Source organism: Spiroplasma melliferum KC3, from assembly GCF_000236085.2.
GTDB lineage: Bacteria > Bacillota_I > Bacilli_A > Mycoplasmatales > Mycoplasmataceae > Spiroplasma > Spiroplasma melliferum.
The window spans coordinates 389,148-411,127 of the sequence record NZ_AGBZ02000001.1 but is presented as its reverse complement, the minus strand read 5'-3'; the positions used below and the strand labels follow the sequence as shown (position 1 = coordinate 411,127).

The 21,980-nt window shown below is 25.5% G+C and carries 17 protein-coding genes and 1 other RNA gene; 13 read left to right on the top strand and 5 right to left on the bottom strand.

All coding sequences use genetic code 4. The features are described 5' to 3' along the window. Positions 1 to 3 precede the first annotated feature (3 nt). From SPM_RS02065 to SPM_RS06380, 4 genes are all read right to left on the bottom strand, one after another. Positions 4 to 2,256 carry a spiroplasma phage ORF1-like family protein gene (locus SPM_RS02065; RefSeq protein WP_004027979.1) on the bottom strand — a complete coding sequence of 751 codons (2,253 nt, stop codon included), beginning with the start codon at positions 2,254 to 2,256 and terminating at the stop codon, positions 4 to 6. 158 nt (positions 2,257 to 2,414) lie between these two features. After that, complete coding sequence (locus SPM_RS02060; protein WP_004027978.1) at positions 2,415 to 2,894, bottom strand: hypothetical protein; 480 nt, start codon at positions 2,892 to 2,894, stop codon at positions 2,415 to 2,417. 496 nt (positions 2,895 to 3,390) lie between these two features. Beyond that, on the bottom strand, positions 3,391 to 3,639 hold the full coding sequence (locus tag SPM_RS02055; RefSeq protein WP_004027550.1) for a hypothetical protein: 249 nt from the start codon (positions 3,637 to 3,639) through the stop codon (positions 3,391 to 3,393). Further along, positions 3,639 to 3,788, bottom strand: a complete 150-nt coding sequence (locus tag SPM_RS06380) for a hypothetical protein (RefSeq protein WP_004027551.1) — start codon at positions 3,786 to 3,788, stop codon at positions 3,639 to 3,641. The genes SPM_RS02055 and SPM_RS06380 overlap by 1 nt, the downstream gene beginning before the upstream one ends. A 330-nt stretch (positions 3,789 to 4,118) precedes the next feature. Here SPM_RS06380 and SPM_RS02050 point away from each other — a divergent pair, with 330 nt between their 5' ends. From SPM_RS02050 to trmB, 7 genes are all read left to right on the top strand, one after another. Further along, the gene (locus tag SPM_RS02050; protein WP_004027977.1) at positions 4,119 to 5,267 is read left to right on the top strand and encodes a hypothetical protein; all 1,149 of its coding nucleotides are present in this window, start codon (positions 4,119 to 4,121) and stop codon (positions 5,265 to 5,267) included. Positions 5,268 to 5,282: 15 nt separating this feature from the next. Further along, on the top strand, positions 5,283 to 7,487 hold the full coding sequence (locus SPM_RS02045; protein WP_004027976.1) for a DUF4091 domain-containing protein: 2,205 nt from the start codon (positions 5,283 to 5,285) through the stop codon (positions 7,485 to 7,487). A gap of 9 nt (positions 7,488 to 7,496) precedes the next feature. Then, positions 7,497 to 8,681 (top strand): hypothetical protein, encoded by a 1,185-nt coding sequence (locus tag SPM_RS02040; protein ID WP_004027975.1) that lies wholly within the window; start codon positions 7,497 to 7,499, stop codon positions 8,679 to 8,681. A gap of 15 nt (positions 8,682 to 8,696) precedes the next feature. Continuing rightward, complete coding sequence (locus tag SPM_RS02035) at positions 8,697 to 9,923, top strand: hypothetical protein (RefSeq protein WP_004027974.1); 1,227 nt, start codon at positions 8,697 to 8,699, stop codon at positions 9,921 to 9,923. An 85-nt stretch (positions 9,924 to 10,008) separates the two neighbouring features. Further along, positions 10,009 to 10,432: a transfer-messenger RNA gene (ssrA, locus tag SPM_RS06375) on the top strand. A gap of 179 nt (positions 10,433 to 10,611) precedes the next feature. Further along, positions 10,612 to 12,651, top strand: coding sequence for an EAL domain-containing protein (locus SPM_RS02030; RefSeq protein ID WP_004027973.1), 2,040 nt, complete (start codon positions 10,612 to 10,614; stop codon positions 12,649 to 12,651). Continuing rightward, a complete protein-coding gene (trmB, locus tag SPM_RS02025; protein ID WP_004027972.1) occupies positions 12,635 to 13,276 on the top strand; it encodes a tRNA (guanosine(46)-N7)-methyltransferase TrmB in 642 nt (213 codons plus the stop codon). Before SPM_RS02030 ends, trmB begins: the two co-directional genes overlap by 17 nt. Here the strand turns inward: trmB and SPM_RS02020 are convergent. Then, a complete protein-coding gene (locus SPM_RS02020; protein WP_239643287.1) occupies positions 13,251 to 13,862 on the bottom strand; it encodes an IMPACT family protein in 612 nt (203 codons plus the stop codon). The two genes, trmB and SPM_RS02020, sit on opposite strands and share 26 nt — an antisense overlap. Positions 13,863 to 13,988: 126 nt before the next feature. On the opposite strand from SPM_RS02020, the gene SPM_RS02015 reads away from it, so the two are divergent. From SPM_RS02015 to SPM_RS01990, 6 genes are all read left to right on the top strand, one after another. Further along, a complete protein-coding gene (locus SPM_RS02015; RefSeq protein WP_004027970.1) occupies positions 13,989 to 14,651 on the top strand; it encodes a uracil-DNA glycosylase in 663 nt (220 codons plus the stop codon). Between the two features lie 72 nt (positions 14,652 to 14,723). Then, the gene (locus SPM_RS02010) at positions 14,724 to 15,680 is read left to right on the top strand and encodes a hypothetical protein (protein ID WP_004027969.1); all 957 of its coding nucleotides are present in this window, start codon (positions 14,724 to 14,726) and stop codon (positions 15,678 to 15,680) included. An 87-nt stretch (positions 15,681 to 15,767) separates the two neighbouring features. After that, positions 15,768 to 17,009 carry a serine hydroxymethyltransferase gene (locus SPM_RS02005; protein ID WP_004027968.1) on the top strand — a complete coding sequence of 414 codons (1,242 nt, stop codon included), beginning with the start codon at positions 15,768 to 15,770 and terminating at the stop codon, positions 17,007 to 17,009. Between the two features lie 111 nt (positions 17,010 to 17,120). Beyond that, a complete protein-coding gene (rplM, locus tag SPM_RS02000; RefSeq protein ID WP_004027967.1) occupies positions 17,121 to 17,561 on the top strand; it encodes a 50S ribosomal protein L13 in 441 nt (146 codons plus the stop codon). Positions 17,562 to 17,572: 11 nt separating this feature from the next. Then, on the top strand, positions 17,573 to 17,974 hold the full coding sequence (rpsI, locus tag SPM_RS01995; RefSeq protein ID WP_004027966.1) for a 30S ribosomal protein S9: 402 nt from the start codon (positions 17,573 to 17,575) through the stop codon (positions 17,972 to 17,974). A gap of 114 nt (positions 17,975 to 18,088) precedes the next feature. Then, on the top strand, positions 18,089 to 21,961 hold the full coding sequence (locus SPM_RS01990) for an AAA domain-containing protein (protein ID WP_004027965.1): 3,873 nt from the start codon (positions 18,089 to 18,091) through the stop codon (positions 21,959 to 21,961). Positions 21,962 to 21,980: the final 19 nt, after the last annotated feature.

The window sequence follows — 21,980 nt, the reverse complement described above, 5'->3', positions numbered from 1 at the left end:
TTTTTATATTAATCGTACAAATTTCATAAATATAATTAATAGGAATATATTTGTTATTGTATTATATAATGCTGGACTAAATTTTCATACTTCAAATGTTTGATTAAAAAAACTATATATTGTTTGAAATATTTTACCAACTCCGCTTGCTAATTCATTTACTTGCTTAACACCAGGAATATTATTAACAATTCATATTGCTGCATTTCTAATATGACATGCTAAATTATATCAACTGCAACTTTCATATTGTGCTTGTCATCATTGACCGTCAGGAAACAACCCACCATTATTAATTTCTTGTCAATTATAAATACCAAAATTAAAATCATAATAACGATACATATCATTTTCTTTTTGAGCTTGTAATTCAAAAACATTATAACCAATTTTTTGTTCTTCAATTTTTTTATATTTTAAACCATATTTGTCTTTTAAAGCACCTTCAAAAACATAACCCTCATTTTGATTAATATTATAATCATTTGAAACTGAAAAATCATAATTAAATACATTACCATAATTAGTACTATAAAAACGATTTTTATAAGCAGAATACAACTTGATATCTAATTGCTTATATTTATCAGAAAAATAAAAGTAACGTGGATAAATTTTAAAACCATTGTTCGCTAATAAACCATATTTCTTGTTATATCCTTGCACATAAGTGTTATTTTCTAAATCAAAAATGGTTCGTAAATAATCTTTATAAAAATTTTGAGAAACCGTAAACATACTATTTAATAACTTTTCAAATTGAGTTTTATTAGTATTATTTTCATCAATTAAAACATCTCTAAAATTAACTAATTTTAAACCAAAAAAGTTAATTAAAACTGTATCATATTGTAAATTATCAATATAACCACTTTCAATAAAATTACTACGATTTTGAAACACTGGCACCAACGCATGCGCAAAAAAGGCTTTTAAAAATTTATTAATATCAATTTGTCCTTTCATCTGTTCAAAAATCTCTTTACCAGTATTAGGAGTATTACCTTGATAATAATTATATGTTTCAGCACTAAAATTAAATGTATTTTCTTTATCCTTCATAAAAGAAAATAAAAAACCCAAATCATCAGTATACCGATAATTATTATAATCATATCCATTCCAATATTGCTTAAGGTGTGTTAACTCTAAACTCCCAGCAATAATATTTTTTCGTTCATCAATCGTTAAAATCATTCGATAAATTGACTTCTTAGTTAAAATTGTACTAGTATTAACTTTATCTAAATTATTAATAATTTCAAAATCAAAAATTATTCTTTGACTACCTAAATTTGGATCATCATAATCAGGGTTACCACCTTGCTGAACTCGAATATTTTCTTGAATAATAATATCAATATATTTTAATAAAAAATTACGAACACTTTCTCAATATTCTGAAAAATATTTTAAATTACCGTTTTTGTCTATTTCGGGTATTTGTGGTTCAGTATCTCCATTCCAACGATAAACTGATTTAAAAATTTTTCCTGTCGAATCATTATTTCATAAAATAATTCCTTTACCAACATCAAGCATTAATTGTTTATCAAATTTTCATAATTCTTGGCCACTATCTATCTGAATTTCTATTTTTTCATTGTTATTATTAAATTTAACAATATTTCATTTTTCTAAATTTAAGCCTTTTCAAATAACAATATAATATTTATTATCAATATCAGCAAATGGTTTATCATATCAATAAACTTGTTTCCAATTTCCAAAATTTGAAGTAATATCAACAATTTGTAAATTATCAACACTTTTTTCAAATTTATTAATAACTTCAACAGTATTAAAATATTTTGCAAAAGAATAAGAAAAATTAGTTAATTCTTTTAAAAATTGTTTTTTATCAACATCATAAAATTTATCAATGTTATATTGTTTAGCATAAGTATCTCAATTTTTATATAAGTCCATGAACTCATCACTGGGCTTATCGAATGAAATTCCGGTAGAATAACTATCCTTTAAAAAATCTAAATATCATTTATCATTGTAAGTTAATGTTTGTGATGTTTTTAAAGTTGGATTAATAAAATAATTTGTTTCTGACCAGTTTTCAAAAAAAGTACTACGTAAAAACATTGTATTAATAAAATCTGTTTCATTGATACCGGTTGCTTGTTGCTTAACAGTATAATTTTGCTGATTTAAGGGTTTAAATGCAGTTAATGTAATCAAAGGAATAACTAAACTTAAAATACCTAAAATAACAACTGCAAATAAAGATAAAGATTTTTTCATATAAATTCTCCTAACTAACAATTACTTTTGTTGTTAACTGGCCATATTAAATAACATATCACCTCCACAACATGGTTACATTAGCTACAACAAGTTATTACAAATTATTTTATTTTTAAAATATGACCAGTTAACAACAAAAGTAACTTAAAAAATATTTATCACATATGATTTTTAGAAATTATAACTGGTCGTCTTCTTGGCAAATTAAATTTATTAACACAATATGCAATATTTGCGTCACTAACATTTAACTCTTTTTTTATTTGTAAATACGAGCAACCTTTTAAATACATTTCTTTCATTTTTTCTCATTTTAAAAAATTCTTGGATTTCAAATTATATTCAGACACTTTAATAATTTTATCTAATTGATCAGAAATTCCACCTTCACAATAAAAACGATAACCTTTTCGATATTTAAAATAATGAATTCATAAACGAACTCTACCCGATGAAATATTATATTTTTTACCAACTTCAAAAGAAGTTAACCTATTAAAATAAACATCTTTTATACAACAAACAATAAATTCATCAGAATACTTTTGATTTCAATTCTTTTTTCTAAATCCTCTTGCATCATAATATAAATATTCATATGTTCCAAATGACGCATTATTAATTTTATTTAACATAATTAAAAACTCCTTACTGTAATAAACATTGGTATACTAATGTAACTTAATTCTTGTTAAATAAACATTGGTAATAACAATGTTAAATATATAAAATCAAAAATTAAGGCACACTGAAAATAACTACTTAGTTTTAACTAATAGCTATTAAAATATAAAATTATATGTTTATAATTAAGTTGATATTTTTACACTATATACTGCCTACAAGTTTTTAAAAGAAAGTAGGTATATTTATAAAAAATATTATAAAAATTTTTGGTTTAAAACTGTTATTATTATGACCTTTAATAGAAATATTCTTATTTCTATTAAATCCTACTAAAAAAATATGTTTCATAATAGACTCAATATTATAAACAATAAATTAGCGATATAACTAAATTTATTAATTGTAGACAGTATATAGTGCAAAAATAAACAACAAAATTATTTAATCAACTCACATAAAAGCTAGTGTGCCACAGCTAAAATATATAATCGATTATAATAAATATTAAAATCCTTTAACCATGACACGGAAAAAGTTTAAAATCTTAATAATTACAAAAATTCCAAATGGAATTAAAATAATTCACGCATCACCTAAAAAGGTCATTAATTGTGGTAACACAGCATAAACAGCATCTTTAACTTTTGTCATAGCTTGTCCTAAACCACTTCAAATAGAATCCATTCCACCTGAAATAGTAGGAGTATCTGCAGCTAGAAAATTAACAGCTGTTGTTAAATACATACCTAACATTATTTATTTTCCTCCTTATTTTTAATCTCTTTCTTATCTTTTTTCTTCCCTCGAATTTGGCGAATTTTTTGATAAATCGATAAACCAATTCAAGCAAAAATACCTAATATAATAACAACACTAAATATTGTCGTTAATCAAACTGGCATAACTTAATTCCTCCTAAAAATTTAGCTTGCGCGACACGCTCCGCGTGTTCGCTACGCTCAAAATAAACACTATTGAATAAATTACCGCTAATAAATTACGCGGATAATTTATTCATCTTCTTTTACATTATTAGTTACTATCTTATTAACAGTATTAATAACATTATCTTTTCCATACTTAGTTACTAAGGACCGCAAAATAAAATAATGTTTTCTTTCCATTAAAAAATCAACTCCTTTCAAAGTTGATTTTTTTCTGCTTCATATTACAATTTACAATATAATTAAATCTGAAACTATAAACCAAAAAATAAAATGGAGAAAATAAAATTGCGAAAATTATTTTATTTAATGATATTTATTTTTCCTATTGCTACAAGTTTTAGTTTAATTTCAACTAATCTATGATGAAAAGAAACAAAAAATTTAGGTCTTTTATTAAAACCACAATCAATTATGACTAATAACAAATGAGGTTTAAATAGCCTTCGAGGTTACGATGATGGATTAATGCCATCCATTCGTAGTAATGTTATGCTGGGTTTACAAAATAACTTAGGATTAAATATTGTCAAAAATTTAAGAGTTGATATTTATTATGGTCATGTTGATGATAGTAACTTTTATAATGCCAAAGCAATTAATTTTGCTGATTTTACTAATACTAATTATATTTTTTGGTTTACTGTTGGAATTTTTGCAACAGAAAAAAGTGAATTTTATGGACATAGTTTTTTACAATTTGATTATCGCCCAACTTGAAATTTTATTAATAATCAATTTATTAAATTTGATAATTCAAAGGGACAAATTAATAGTGAAGATAAACTTGTGGATAGTTGAAATAAATTATTAAGTAATCAAATAATTCTTAATAATTTTAATAATCAATTTCAAAAAATGGGATTAGATATTACCGCGGGGATGGAATTACAACCAGGACAAATGACCTTAAATAAGGATATTAGTTTTTTTATAAAATTAAGTAATAAATTTATTCCTGAGAAAGATAATATGTTAACAATTACCGATGATTTATTTAAATATATTCCAGAACGATTGCAAGCATCATTATTTAAACTTCCTGAGGAAAATTTTACAATGAATACGGCAGCAACTATTAAAATTACAAGTAAGGATTTTAAAAGTCATAATTTTGATTATGCAATTTTAGATAAAAATGTCACTTTAAATAGTACCTTAGCTAGTTTATATGATGATATAAAATTATTTGTTATTAAGGCAATTGATACAATATACCATTATAATTTGGCGATGAGTGTTTTTGAATTACAATTTCGTAAGAATGGATATTCTGATCCTAATTTACTTGAGGAGGAAACAACATTAGATAAATTATATACTTTTTCTTCAGGCGGAAAGAAAAAACATTGGGTATGATTAGAATTAATTAATGCAAAGGATACTTCACTAGATTTAAGCACCTTGCCAGGTGTGCATTTAGGATTTATGGTTTAAGTGAGGAGTAAACAAATGAAAAAAATATCGTTTAAAAATATGATTCAAATTTTATTAGTTATTGTTTTAATTCCTCCTTTTGTGATGATGGTTGTTAGTTGTAGTCGTTTTGAAGGGAATTATCCTGGTGGTGGCAGTGGTGGTCGTTATGATAACCAGTTTAATTTTCAATATGGTTGTGGCAATAATAAAAATCCGCAATCAGATGATAATTCATATTTCCATACTTTTTTTGGTGATTCAAAATTTACTTATAGTGCTTATAATGAAGATGAAAATGGCAATCCATTTTTTTATGGAAATCGCAAAGATTTATTAAAATGTACAAATGATCGCCCACGGTTAACAGCATGAAGAAATCAACATCTTAATACACAGTTAATTTTATTAAATAAGGAAGACATTACTAAATATCATGATTTACAAATATCAATTGTAAATGATAATAAGGACGCCGCTATTATTAGTGATATTGTTTTTTTAACTTATATTAAAGCTTTTCCAAATGCAGCAAGTTCTGATCGTTATATTTACCCAGGAGTACAATATATGCCTGATGCGCTAGGAGAAAACACATTGTCTGAGTTAACATATGATGTTCAACCGCTTTGAGTTAGTCTTTTCATTGGTCCACAAGCAAAACTAGGAATTCAAAATTTTACGATAAAATTAAGTTTTCATTTTAATAGCCAAGTTAAAACTAGTATTGAACGCAAGTTTAGTGTTGAAGTTAAAAATTATCTTTTAAAAACTGATGATTCAAATAAACCAATGCATGAACGCTTTGGGTTTAGTGCAACATCATTTCCTTCAAATGGTATGAAATATATTGATACTGGTGATAATTTAAGACAGAAAAGAGCAAATGTAAAGGAACTTGATGACAAAATTGGTCCTTTTGATAACAATTTACCAAGTTATTTATCCCCAAAAATGCGGCCATATTTATTAGCCCATTTAGAAGCATTAAAAAAATCTAATACATTTTATTTATATGGGCCAGGATGAAACTACCAATTAATTCAATGAGCAGGAAAATTAAATAAATCATCAGAAGGATGAAGTGATGAAGAATATGAAAATTATATTAAAAGTAGTGATTTAAATGCTGTTTTTAATGATCCAGATTGAGAATGAGAATTTGATTTTAATGCATTTGATGAATACTTAAAAGTTGTTGCGAAATTAGGATTTACGGAGTTTATGTTTTCAGCAATGGAACCAGGAGACTTTACCTTTTTTTACCTTAAAAATGGTGCTAAAAAGGGTCCTCAACGAACATTTAATGCTGAATTAGTAAAGTCAAGTAATGGTATGCCTGGGAAAAACTTTGATGCTTATTTAAAAACAATTCATAGTAAATTTATTAAAGCATTATCAAACCATTGAAATTCAATTCGAAACAAGCCAGAGTACTTAACACCAAATGGTAAACAAATTACTTTATATGAATCATTTGATGAATTAGCAGATAAAACTAATGAATTAACAATGAAAAATGTAGTTGAAAATGACCCGTATAATGTTATTAAATCTAGTATTTTTGCTGGCTGACGTTTCCGTTATAATCCATTTGATGAAGATGATATTCAAAATATTTTTGTTAATAAATATGACCAAATGATTTTGCAATACCGTGAAATAGTAGAAAAATTTAATAATATTAATATTTATAAGTTACGAAGTAATATCCTTCGTCGTCAAACATTTGGTAATGCAACCATGATTTATACTTCTTGAAATAATTTTCCAGCAGCGTATATTCAATCTGATAATAGTGAACAAATTTGAGGACCTTTAATGGCTTATAAATTAGGTGCAAATGGTTATGTAAGATGGTCATATGATTTATATCGTGATGATTATTATGCTAAAAAAGAAATGGATGGTCAATTTGAATCAGGAGATGATAATTTAGTTTATGTTGGAAATATTAATGGTCCACGTTATAGTGTCCGTTTTAAAAATTATATTGATGGAATAGAAATGGTTCATAAAATGATGATGTTAATGGAAATATATCCAGATAAAAAATATGATTTAAATCGCGCTCTAAATGCAATTGGTTTTCCTGCTTCAACAACAAGAGATAATAAATATAAGTGATATCCAAAACAATTTACATTAAATGATGTTGTGTTTGAACAACCAAGTTTAAATTATGGAAAAACAATAGGAGAACAAGTTTATGAATTATTTATGTATGTTAATTCCTTATAAAGGAGGATTATGAAAAAGTTATTAGGATCATTATTAGCAGGAACTATTTTATTTGGAAATATTAGCCCGCTTATTGCTTGTAAAACTGCACAAGAAAAGAGTCTTAATTTTGACTTAACACAAATTAATGAGACAGTATTTCAAAATTATCAGTGAACAGTTGATCAAATGTTGGGTAGTGAACTTGGTGGGTTTCAAACTTTACGAAGTACTGTTCTCAAAATTATTCAAATTAATTTTAAGGAAATCGATCTTTTTAAAATTAATGTTGATATTTATTATGGTTACCATACAACGCCTAATCCAGATTATTTAATTGACTTTAGTGTTGTTCGAAACTTATTACCAATTACTTATTTTTCAATTCATATTACGCCAAATAATTATGGTCATTATCAAAAGGAAAAATGAATTACAATTAATACTAATGTTGATTTAACTGAATTAAATATTTTAAAAAATAGTGTACTATTTTATTCTAATAATCCAGTCCCAATGGATAATGCTAAATTAATGGCGGGATTTATACAAAATGTTAATAATATTTTACAAACTGAAGAAGGATATGAGGAAATTGTAACCTACTATAGGAAAAAAGAAATGTGAAATGACAATAACCCATTACCAGTTGGTTTCTTTAATTTGGAAATTAATGCCAAAAAAGACAATAGTAACTTTATTAAATTTGATGCTCCAAAAGCAATGCTAATATTTAATCCCACAGTTATTGAAAGTAATTATAAAGTAATGCTAGAAAGTAAAGGATTTGGTTTTTATGAAAAACCAGAATTCTTGTCAGTTTGAAATGTTGCAATTGAAAGTAATGATTTTAATGCTAAGGACTGACGAAATATTGATTGAAAACCTATTGCTAACAAAACATATGATGGAACAACTACCATTGCAGAAGTCATTAACGATGTAACTGATTATTTAATTAAATGATCAGCGCATGTTCATAATTCACATTTTATGCAAGCAACTGATGTAAATGTTGTTTTAAAAAAGGGAGCACAGCCAAATGACTTAGATTTATGACCACCAACAACTCAGTTAAAAAATTTATGAAAGAGTGCTGACCATGGGGGATTACCATATGTTTTTGCTTGATTTAAAAGCAGTAATAAAAATTATCTTAAAATTAATCATGCAGCCGGAACTGTTGGTACACATGTTTCTTTTAAAATTGCTTAAGGAAGGAGAAAAAATATGACAGATTTAGTTTCTTTAAAATATTTTATTGTTTTAAATGTTTTGGTTTTTCTTTTTGGTAGTAGTTGGGAAGGAATTTATTTATTAAAACATTTTAAAAATAAAAAAAATAGTGAAAGTTGAAGTGCTAATAAATTATTTTATTTTTTATTAGTTATTATTAATATTGGTTTAATTCTAAATGTATTACAATTATTCTTATTATTTTTAACATCAGATTTCACTTTTAGCAATAATTATTTACCAGAATGAAGGTTATTGTCACGAAAGATTTTTTACGCTATTACAACAGCTGCTAGTATTTTTACTTTTATTTTATTTTTTATAATAACTTACTCATATCAGTGAAAAACAATTATTTATTTTAATCACCAAACATTAAAAAGTATTTTTAGTGAATATGACTTGGATGATAATCAAGTTAAAGTATCTATTTTTAATAACATTAGTTTGTTTCAGTTTCTAGATAAGTATTTAATTTGTAAAACAAATAGTAAATTTTATAATGAAATTACGACTTTCTTTAATTGTAAAATTCACGATAATAATAATTTACAAATTTTACAAATGAGAATATTACGATTGAAATATTATTCACCCAAAAAAATTAATTTTTTCTTAACAAAAAAATATGATTTTCAAAAATTTTGAACATGGTTAGTGTTTGAAAAAAATATTAATATTACTTTAATTGTTTTTAAAACTATTCAAATTCTTTTAACTTTTTATATTTTTTTATCAGGTATTTTTCAATGAAACCCCAATGATTGAATAGTTTATTATTATAATGGAACAAATTATTCTTTAGATTCTAATAACATTATTTATATTTTAAGTATTCTTACTATTATCTGTTTGATAATTGAAATATTATTGCAAAGTATTATATACTTGGTAAATTGAATTAATAAAAATGATAGTGTAATTGCAATAAATTTTTTAAAACTTATAATGCTAATTACTAGTCTTGGGTTATTTAGTTATTTTTTTAGTAGTTTAAGTCATTATGTTGAATATTTAAATTTAAAAAATAATAATTTAATTACAAAACCTAGTTTAATTGTTGAACGATTATTATTTTGACTACAAAAGGATTATATTCTAGGTATGGGGCTTTTCTTACTATTTACCTTATTTTTTAGTAATTTTAGTTTAATGATGGATTATTATGCTTTAATTCGAATTACTTTAGGTTTAAAAATTGGAAAAGAAATTAGTTATTAATATCATTTTAAGCAGTTATTTCAAAAAAAATGTAAGAAATAGTCCTTATTTACTATTTAATAATTTAAGAGTATAATGAACCTATGGGGATGTTCCGGTTTCGACAGGAATGATCTACTAATATTGGCAGTAGTTTGGCAGACTATAATGCTACTAGGTTTGAAGAAACGCAAACAAAAAACAAAAAGAAGACAAAATTGAAATTCCAGTTTCGTTGATGAACAATCAACTACCAGGTTCAATGTTAGCAGCTTAATTCCTCGTTGTTAGAGGATTGCTAGCCGTAATAATAGTTAATTATAGATTATTAACTATTATCGTATCTCAAGTCTTAATCTAATAGAAATTCTAATTGATAATGTTAGAATTTTGAAAATCTTATTATCTAGTTATTTAATTAGTTGTCTAGTCCTATTATTAAATAATGAAAGAAAGATGATTAGACTAAACTGTAGAAGGTATTAGAACATTATTTGTGGACGCGGGTTCAATTCCCGCCATCTCCACCATTTTTTATTTTTATAAAAATAAGTCAGAAATTAAAAGAAACTTGTCTTGTCATAAATAAATTACTCGGTTTAAGAAATTATTTATGAGAATTTTAGTTTCTTTTTTTAATTAAAAAATATTTTTAAAAGGAATGATATAATAAAAAAAGTATAAGGTTTGTTAAATGAGGTGAAAATAAGTGAGTAATATTTTAAATATTATTTTTGTATATCTATTATTTATAATTATTTTTTCTGTCATTTATATTTTTACATGAGGTCTAGTTCGTAATTATTTTGCTCGTTTTTCAATTTATTATCAAGTTGTTATTGATGGTGTTTTTGCAATTTTGGTTATTATTGCACAAGGATTAATCCCAGTTTTTGTACCGCCAAAAACTGGGGAAACCAATACAATGATTGCTATTAATATTTTTTTACCAATAATAGTTTGTTGAATGATAGGTGTTTTTATTTCTTGTTTTGCCACAATTCTATATACGATTATTATTTTTACTTTTCTTTTTGGAATTTTACCATTTTTAAATAATAACTATTTTTTGCCTTTAACAGGTACTCCTAATATTATTATGATTTCAGTGCTTTATGCTTTAACCCTTCTAATTGTTTTTGTGAGTTGGCATTTTAAATGAACAAAATGAACTAGATGGTCTTTATTGACATTAACAGGGTTTATTACGGCCTCAATTATTGTTTTAGCACAATCAAAAAGAATGGCTATGTCAGAAAACTTTGTAAGTGAACTATATGTTTTAGTTTGAATTGCAATGACTTATTTTGCTTATAGTATTTGTGGGATTGTTGAATTAATTTATGTTCATGCGATAAAATTACAAAATATTATTGAATACGATCGTAATAGTTATGTTCGTGAAGCTTTAGCACATGATGCTATTTATAATTTAATTCATAAAAATAAAATCCGTCGTGGAATTTATTTTACTTTTATGATTAATAATATTGAAAAACTAGATAAATTTCTAAATAGTAATGTTAAAAATAAAATTATTGATCTTATTTCTCATCAAGTTTTTACATTATGAAAAGAACAAAATGTTTTATTTTTTAAAGCAAGTTTAAATCATTTTGGCATTTTTCTTCCACTTGATCAAAATGAGAAACCTGATATTAGTAGTATCTTAGTGCATAATAAAAGTAAGTTACGGCCAGAAACTGATTTATTAAAACAATTTGAAATTTTATTGCGACAAGTTAATACTACTTTTATTTTAAAAAATTATAAAATAATTGTTAAATTGCAAGGATATGCTTCATTATATGGCTTACAATCAAATAATTTAAATAAGTTAAAGGAATATAATATTGCAACAGCAGATAATCGGTTAAATCTTGAATATTCAAATCAAATTATTTTTATTGACCCTGAAAATATTAAAGAATTATCAAACCAAAAACGTAGTATTTTAGCTTTAAATGAGCATATTCAGCTAGAAAAAATTGTTAGTTTATATTCTCCAATTATAAATGTGAATAATGGTCTTAAATTAGCGTATCATTATAGTAGTAATTTAGTTGATGGGGTTGATAGTGATTTAATATTTGCAAAAGATAGTAATGTTTTTGGTGGAATTGCGCATGAAACAATGCTAGTTCGTTTTAATGCTGCACTAAATATTAAAAATTTTCGTAAATTAGATAATTATTTAGAACAAAAATTATTTATTACTTATCCAGCTAGTTTTATTGCTAGTGAGCAGTTTAATTTAAAAAAATTTGCAACAAAATTAATTGAATTAAAAGTAAAACCGGGTAATTTAATTTTAACCTTTGATTTAATGGAAACTGGATTTGATCCTGAAAAATTTAAAAAAAATTTAAATACAATTAAAAATATTGGTATTGAAGTTGCTGTTAAAAATTTTGGGGCAATTGACACAGAATTAAATAGTTTGTATTATTATGAACCTAATTATGCTGTTTTTTCATCGACGAGTATTCGAGAAATGTTTATTCATTCTCATTATCAAAATTTAATTAAAGAATATATTATTTTGGCAGAAAAACTTGATATTATTTTAATTGCACCACAAGTTAATAGTTATTTAGGATATAGTAAATTAAAAGAACTAAAAATCAATTATATGTTTGGTTCATTATTTGGAACTTATGATGAACCACAAAATGAAATTGGTAATGAGATAAAATTAGCTTTATTAAAAAACAGTCGGAAAGGATTTAAAGATGAGACTAAGAAATAAACCTTGAGCAACAAAATATATTATGGAAAATTCTACCTTTGCAATTCAAAATCCAGAATATTATAGGGGGCAATGGGGGAAAAAGATCTTCAAAAATAATAATCCCTTAAATATTGAAATTGGTTCGGGAAAAGGGGATTTTATTATAGCATTAGCAAAGAAATATCCAAATCAAAATTTTTTAGCAATTGAACGGTATCCTTCAGTTTTAGTGTTAGCTTTAAAAAAAATTATTGCCGAAAATTTACCTAATTTAAAAATAATTGTTTTTGATGCTATTTTTTTGCCAGAAATTTTTGCATCTAAAGAAATTAATAAAATATATTTAAATTTCTCTGATCCTTGGCCTAAAGCCCGTCATGAAAAACGTCGGTTAACAAATAAAATATTTTTAAATTTTTATCAAATTATTTTACAGGATAATGGTGAAATTCATTTTAAAACAGATAATGATCAATTATTTAACTATTCATTAGAATCATTTAAAGAAAATAATTGAAAAATTGTTGATTATACAACAAATCTATATCAAAGTCAGTATTTGAAAAATAATATTCCAACTGAATATGAACAACGTTTTGTTAAACTTGGGAAAAATATTAATTATTTATATGTTCGGAAATAATTACATTAATTTTATTATTGTTGGCTCATAAAGTAAAAAGATAAATTTGTTCACTAGGCAGCGAAAATTGATAACTAATAGGTTCGGTAAAATTTTTATTAATTGCTAAATTTTGATAATGATATGTTAAATATTCATCAACTAATTTAATTTTATTAATTGGAAATTTAATAATAATATCTTTTGTTTCAAAAAAAGGAATTAATTCGGCTTTTTTTAAATTTGTTTTAACACTATTAGCATAAGCACGAATTAATCCGCCAGCACCTAATTTAATTCCTCCAAAATAACGAATAACTAAGCATACAACATTAGTTAAATTATGATGAAGTAAAATGTCTAAAATTGGTTTTCCAGCAGTATTAGTTGGTTCACCATCATCACTTTTTCGAATAATATTTTGATTTTTTCCAATAATATAAGCGTAACAGTTGTGCGTAGCGTTTACTTGTTGATTTGTTTTAATAAATTCAAGTGCTTCATGCTCGGAAGTAACTTTTTGTAAGAGACAAAGAAAGCGTGATTTTTTAATATTTATTTCATTTGTAATTAATTTATTTTCTTTTAACTGTTGCAACTCTTTCACCTTCCTTTTCATCTTTATTTTATTTTCATTATATTATCTTTTTTTTCTTTTTTTGATATAATTATTTTACAAAAAACGGAAATTAATAAATTTACTATAATAAAGAAAGTAACAGGAGAAATGGCAATGTGAATAAAGTACGCAGTTGGTTGAGGAGAATTCTTTGATAATGAAATTAAAAAGCCGTATTTTAAACAATTGTTAAAAAATATTGATAATGAGTATCAAAATAAACTTTGCTATCCCACAAAAACAGATATTTTTCGTTTGTTTACATTAATTGAGCCAAATGATATTAAAGTTGTTATTATTGGGCAAGATCCATATCATGGCCCTGGTCAAGCAAATGGTTTAGCTTTTAGTGTTAATGATGGTATTAAAAATCCACCAAGTTTAGTTAATATTTTTCATGAATTAAAAAAGGACTTAGGAATTGATCATCATGCTAGTGGTAATTTAGACCATTGAGCTAAAGAAGGTGTTTTTTTATATAATACAATTGGAAGTGTTGTTGCTAAAACCCCTTTAAGTCATAAGGATATTGGTTGAACTAATTTTAGTCAAAATTTAATTATTTATTTAAATGAAATTCGGGATGATATTGTCTATGTTTTATGAGGTAATTATGCAAAGCAGTATAGTGAATATATTTTGAATAAAAGTAATATTATTAAGGGAGCACATCCATCACCTTTTAGTTACAATTTATTTAAAGATCAACAATTTTTTGTAAAAATTAATAATTTACTTTTAAAAAATAAAAAAAACATAATTGATTGAAAAATGTAATGTATAATTGATATATGTAAAATATTGACAGGACAAAGGATTTATTTTATTAATATAGATTGTGGGGATATTATGGGTCTACTAACATCATTTAGTGATATATCAAAAATCTTATATAGTAATAAAATGGCATATATTGCTAGTGGTGTTATTGGCGCTCTTTTTATTATTTATTGTATTTATAATGGTTTATATTATTTAATTAATCCTAAACGTTATCATGGTATTCGTTTTACAACAAAAAATATTGCTTATATTACAATGTTGTCAGCAGTTTCTGCAACAGTTACTATTATTATTTCAATAACAGTACCAATTACAGTCTTTCCTCCTGTTAGGATTGCTTTTGAAGGTTTAATGGTTAAAATTAGTGGCTTTATTTTTGGACCAATTGTAGGACTTTTATCAGGTGTTGTTACTGATTTAATTGTAATGTTATTTGTTCCTTCTTATCTTCATGTTGCATATATTATTGTGATTGCTTCATATGGATTTTTATCGGGTTGTGCATCTTCAATTAATCGTGCCGTTGGTAAGCATAAATGAGTTTTATTTATGTTAACAAATATTTTTATTTTAATTTTTGGAACTTTTGCCGGAGTAATGACATGATATTCACCATTAGAAACCATTACATTATTTGCTGGATTGGAAGTTAGCAAAATTGTTTTAATTTACATTATTGGTTTTGGTACTGGCGGAACCATTATTATTATATGAATTATTATGTTTGTTTATCGCCATTTTGATAAAACAAAAAAACGTTATTGAGATTTAGTTGCTATTATTATGCTTGCCGTTGTTAATGAATATTGAGTCACCACCTTGATATCCGCCTGGGGTGATATCGCCTTTTTAACGGTTTCACAAAATAAAAATGTTGGAACAGATGGTTATGGAGTAACTATGATTACGCGGTTAGCAATGGCACCAATTAAAGTCTTATTTAATTCAGCAATTATTTATATTACATATCGAGCTGTTTCCCCATTAATTCATAAAGATACTAATGCAAATTTACAATATTAAAATCCTGAAAAAATAACTTTTATTCAAGTTATTTTTTATTTATCTCTATATAATGATATTAGAAATTATAGAATGGAGATGAAAATAATGAAAGTAAATTCACAAATTAAAAAATTAATTGATTTGGAATTAAAACGACAGCAAGATCATGTTGAGTTAATTGCGTCAGAAAATTATGTTAGTGAGGCAATTTTAGCTATTACAGGCTCAATTTTGACTAATAAATATGCTGAAGGGTATCCGTTTCACCGATATTATGGAGGATGTGAATATGTTGATCAAGTTGAACAATTAGCAATTGATAAGGTAAAGGAGTTATTCCAAGCTGAACATGCTAATGTTCAACCACATTCGGGTAGCCAAGCAAATGCTGCTGCTTATTATGCTTTGCTACAACCACGTGATACCATTTTAGCAATGGATTTAGCAGCAGGTGGTCACTTAACTCATGGTCATAATGTTAATTTTTCTGGTCGATTATATGATTTTCATAGTTATCAAGTTGATCCTACAACCGAAATGTTAGATTATGATGCAATTGAAAAAATTGCAATTGAAGTAAAACCAAAATTAATTGTTGCTGGGGCTAGTGCTTATTCACGTGAGATTGATTTTAAAAAGTTCCGCGCAATTGCTGATAAAGTTGGAGCTTTATTAATGGTAGATATGGCCCATATTGCAGGATTAATTGCGGCTGGTTTACATCAGTCTCCAATCCCCTATGCAGATGTTGTTACTTCAACAACACATAAAACATTGCGTGGACCTCGTGGGGGCTTAATTTTATCAAAGCAAAAATGAGCAAAAAAAATTAATAGTGCTGTTTTTCCAGGCAATCAAGGGGGACCATTAGAGCATGTTATTGCTGCAAAGGCACAATGTTTTTTAGAGGCTTTGCAACCAGATTTTAAAGCATATCAAGCAGAAATTATTAATAATGCGAAAGCATTAGCAGCAACATTAAAAGCAAATAATCTGCGTTTAGTAGCTGATGGCACAGATAACCATTTATTAATGGTTGATGTTAAAAGTAGTTTAGGGATTTCGGGGCAAATGGCGGAAGAGATTTTGCAAAAAATTGGTATTATTTGTAACAAGAATATGATTCCATTTGATAAAGAATCATCAATGGTTACTAGCGGAATTCGATTAGGAACAGCAGCTATGACAACACGTGGTTTTGGAAACAAAGAATTTAAACACATCGGAGAAATAATTTATAATGTTTTAAAAGAGCCAACTGAAAATAATATTGTTAAATATCAAAAAGAAGTAAAAACCTTATTAAATGATTTCCCAATTTACTCAACTTGAAAATTACAAGAGTAATTAAATTTGGAAATATCAAATTAAAATATTGATTATCCTATTATTTTTAGTTATAATATTATTGCTTTATACATTAGACCCTGGTACGGAATGATGTGAGGAGGCAGTGACATGAGACAAACAACTATCTTAAATTCAACTAAAGTTGAAAAAAAATGATATGTGATTGATGCTCAAGGTCTAGTTTTAGGACGTTTAGCAAGTAAAGTTGCAATGATCTTAAGAGGAAAAAATAAACCATCTTATACTCCACATGTTGATTGTGGTGATAATGTTATTATTCTTAATGCAGATAAAATTAATTTGTCAGGAAATAAATTAAAGGGTAAAATGTATTATCATCATTCACAACATCCAGGGGGATTAAAAAGAACAACAGCAAAGGATATGTTAGTAAAAAAACCAATTTATCCAGTTGAACACGCAATTAAAGGAATGTTACCAAAAAATAAATTAGGAAGTAAATTATTCCGTAATTTATTTGTTTATGCTGGTAATGAACATCCACATGAAGCACAACAACCAATTAAATTAGAATTAACTAATAAATAAAAGGAGAAAATATGGCAAAAAAACAAGAAGTTATATATCGCGGTACAGGAAGAAGAAAATCTTCTATTGCCCAAGTTGTATTGACTCCTGGTAAAGGAAATGTTGTTGTTAATGGGAAACCAGCATTAGAGTTTTTCCCATACGCAACATTAGTGCAAGATTTGGAACAACCTTTAGAGATTACTGGTTCAAAATCAGAATTTGATATTCGTGTTAAAGTGTCTGGTGGTGGTTTTACCGGACAAGCTGGCGCAACAAGATTAGGAATTGCAAGAGCCCTAGTCGAAGCGTCACAAGATTATAAAACTTTATTGAGACATGCTGGCATGCTAACTCGTGATGCTCGTATTAAAGAACGTAAAAAATATGGGTTACATGGGGCTAGAAGAGCACCGCAATATTCAAAAAGATAGATTTCAAAAAAAGTACATTTTGCTTTGCAATGTACTTTTTTTTAATTTGGTAGGTTTAATTTGTTATCTAATATAAGTTTAGTATAATTATTATGTAGATAAGAGGGTGAACAAATGACATTGATGGAATTTACAATTCAGGGCGATAAATTTAATAATAAAAATTTATTATTAAATTTGTATTTTTTAACAAATCCAAAAAGTAAATTTACTGATGATGATGTTAAAAACCTTCGGTTAAAAGATATTACAACAGTTCAAGGATTAGACACTTTTTTAAAGCATAATATTTGTATTTCTGATTTTTTTGTTTCTTTAATTAATGATCAGGCAAAAATTAAGAAAGATAAAAAAGGGTCAGAGAAAAAACTTTATGATATTTTAATTCGTTTTAAATCAATTACTTTACTGGATCAAATGTTAGATTCAAACTTATCATTAACAATACTAGGCGATATTGACCCAGAAATTGGCATTGTTAATGTTAAAAATATTTTTTTAACAGCAATGGAAAAGGAAAAGCAAGAATTTGAAACATTAGCAACAGGAGTAGTGCTTGAAGTTGCTGATAATTTTCGTCTTGATGAAGCAAAATTACGAACTATTTTTGATTCAAATGTTATGGCAAATATGAAATTTTTAACTTCATCTTTTGCTGAAGAAAAAGAACGGTGGTTACAATACTTACGCTTTCAAGAACAAAACTTAGAATACAAGCGTAATAATTCTTGTTTATATTTAAAACGGAAATTAACAGAATATATTAAAATTCCAAAAACAGTTCCAATCGGGGAAAAGATGCATGACACAAGATTTTTAGCTCATAATTTTTGATATGTTGATAAGAAAAATTTTACTAATAAGAATTTAACAATTGGTAATTTATTTGAAGAAATAATTATTGTAGAATTAGAACTATTATTAGATAATTTAAATAAATATTCAATCTTAAAAAAATTAAATAATTTAAGTCTCGCTAATTTACAAATTAATCGTACATATCAAAAAGATGTGCCATTAACGCTATTTTCTTTTAATTTTAGTGAAAATTATGTTCAAGATGGAGCAGATATTTATGATTTAGCGGTTAATATTCCTGAAACAAAAATGCAACAGAAAGATAACTATGATTTTAAAAAAGAGCTAATCAAAATATATATGCTTGAAAATGATATTAAGCAAGAAAGTGACATTGACCATGAAACGATTAAAGTAACTATTAATCAATTAGAACAGTATCAAATTGTTAATTGTTTTTATGAAATAAAAAATGAGGATGAAATATCATTTAATGAATTAAATAAAATAATACCTCCTTATGGTTATTTAACTTATATTGGCAAAGGAGACTCAACTTTACTTCGACGTAGTAATGTTATTTTAGATAAGATTAGTAAAAATGATGTTGCAAATCCCTACTTAATTAATTATATCTTCAATATTGAAGATATTAAGTTAAAGACACAATCTAACTTAATTACGGAAAAACAATTAACTTTTGCTTCAAATAATTTAAATGGAAATCAACAAAAAGCAATAGCAAAAGCTTTAAACTCACAAGATATTTTTCTATTGCAAGGACCACCAGGGACAGGGAAAACCGAATTTATTGCGGAATTAGTTTATCAATATGCTAAATTAGGAAAAAAAGTTTTAATTTCTTCACAAAATCATGTTGCAATTGACAATGTTTTAACAAGACTAGCTAAAACACCTTTGTTGGTTCCTTTACGCTTAACAGGAGAAGAAGTTCGTAAAAAAAATCGTTTTAATGATTTTAATCCGGATAAATTAATTTTTAATAATTATCGTTTTATTTATGCTCATTTATTACGGCAATATTTAACAAAATGAACTGGAATTGGAAATGATTATGAAAATCAAAAATATGAATTACAAAAATTAAAAGCAAATGCGAAAATGTTAGAAAAAGAAATTAATGATTACAATCATTATACTCAAAAGTTAAATACATTAGTTGCTGAGCGAGAAATAATCATTAATCAAAAATTACAATATCAAACTGATAATCGAAAATTAACAATTAATATTAATAATATTCGCAATCTATTAGATTTCTTAGGTAATATTAATTGAGATGGAATTGTCACTTCAACACCTGATCTTGTACAACTATTTAACAAACATTTTGGAAAATTATTGCAAGCGAAATTTGGATTTCAAATTGATGAGTCATATTCATTAATAGAAACATACAAAAAGCTATTAACAATTACTACTGATAATAAGGCACTAAAGGATAAAGAGATAGAATTAGCAGAGTTAAAACAAGTTAGTCAAGAATTACGCGATGATGATTGAATGGAAAGGTTAACTGTTGTTCAAAGTGAAATTTTAGAATTAAAGAATCAATTTACATTGAAGCAAGAAAACATTGTTTTTCAAAAAGAACAAGAAGCATTTAAAAATGATCTTGAGCAATTATTACAGCAATATGAAGAACAAAGTGCTATTGTTCAAAACAAAATTAGTGAAATTAATGAAAATAAATATGAACAAGAAATTTCTTATTTAGAAATTGAAACGGGAACATTAAATTATAAAATTAATGCTTTAAAAGTTGAAGTTGAAAATATTGTTAATAGTATTAATACAATTTTTAATTTAAATTTAGTAGTAAAAGATATTAGTGGAACAATTAATGAAATTGATAAAGAAATTAATAAAATTGAACACAACCTTAATTTTATGCTTCAAGAAAAAGCAACAAAGTTTAATTTTGTAAATAATATGATTACCTTTTTAAATAAAAATTATAAAATATCAGATTTTTTAACACAAGAGAATATTGAAACTAATCATTTCACGTCGGCTATGGAACGAGATACAATTAGTTATGCTAATCAATTTTTACAAGATAGTGTTAATGTTGTTGCAATGACTGCAACTTCAAATCAATCATATGCACAAAGTAAAAATAAAATTTTACGAGATTATAATATTTCTGATATTGATATTAAAAAATTTGCTTTTGATGTTGTCGTTATTGATGAGGTAAGTAAGTTGACACCAATGGAAATTTTTATGCCATTAGTATATGGTAAAACTGTTATTTTAGTTGGTGATTATCGGCAATTGCCACCAATTATGCCATATCAAGAAGAAGATGTTGCATTAATTAATGAAATTTATGAGGAAAATTATAGTTACCATAATTTTTTAGAATTAGTAACTAATTCATTATTTAAAAAAATTATCTCAAAATGTGATGATTCAGTAAAAGAAATTTTAGTTAATCAATATCGTAGTCATGAAGATATTATGCGAATTGTAAATGTTTTTTATGAAAATCAACTACAATTAGGTGATAAGACTAATCAAAATAATGAAAAACAACATTATATTACTGTTGAAAATAAAGAGGGATTAAAAATTTTTGATAGTAATAAAGCAATTTATTGAATTGATTCATCAAAAGATAAAACTAATATGAATTTTGTTTATGAACAAGGTGAAAGTGGCAGTACGAGTCTTTTTAATTGATTAGAAATTGACTTAACAATAAAAGCATTGGAATTAATTGAAGCAGGATATAATAATTTAACTGTTAAATTAAAAAAACAGCCTAAAGTTGCAGTTATTAGTTTTTATAGTCTCCATGTCAAAAAATTACGAAAAGCGATTAATAGTTTAAAATTTAAAAATATTAAAGTAGAAGTTTCAACAGTTGATGATTATCAAGGGCGAGAAACAGAAATTGTTATTGTTAATACAGTCCGAAATCCGCATAAGCAATTAAGTGCTAATAAAGAATTTATTAAAAAATATGAACGATTAAATGTTGCATTTTCAAGAGCAAAAAATATGTTAATTATTATTGGCGCAGTTAGTTTTTTTACTAATATTGATGTTGAAATTCCAACAATTGCTAACCCAAATATTACAAAAACAATCAAAGCATATTATGAAATTTTACGAATTATTGACAGTTATGGTCTTGTTTGGAGAGCAAAAGATTTATTATAATAAGAATTAGAGGTAAAAA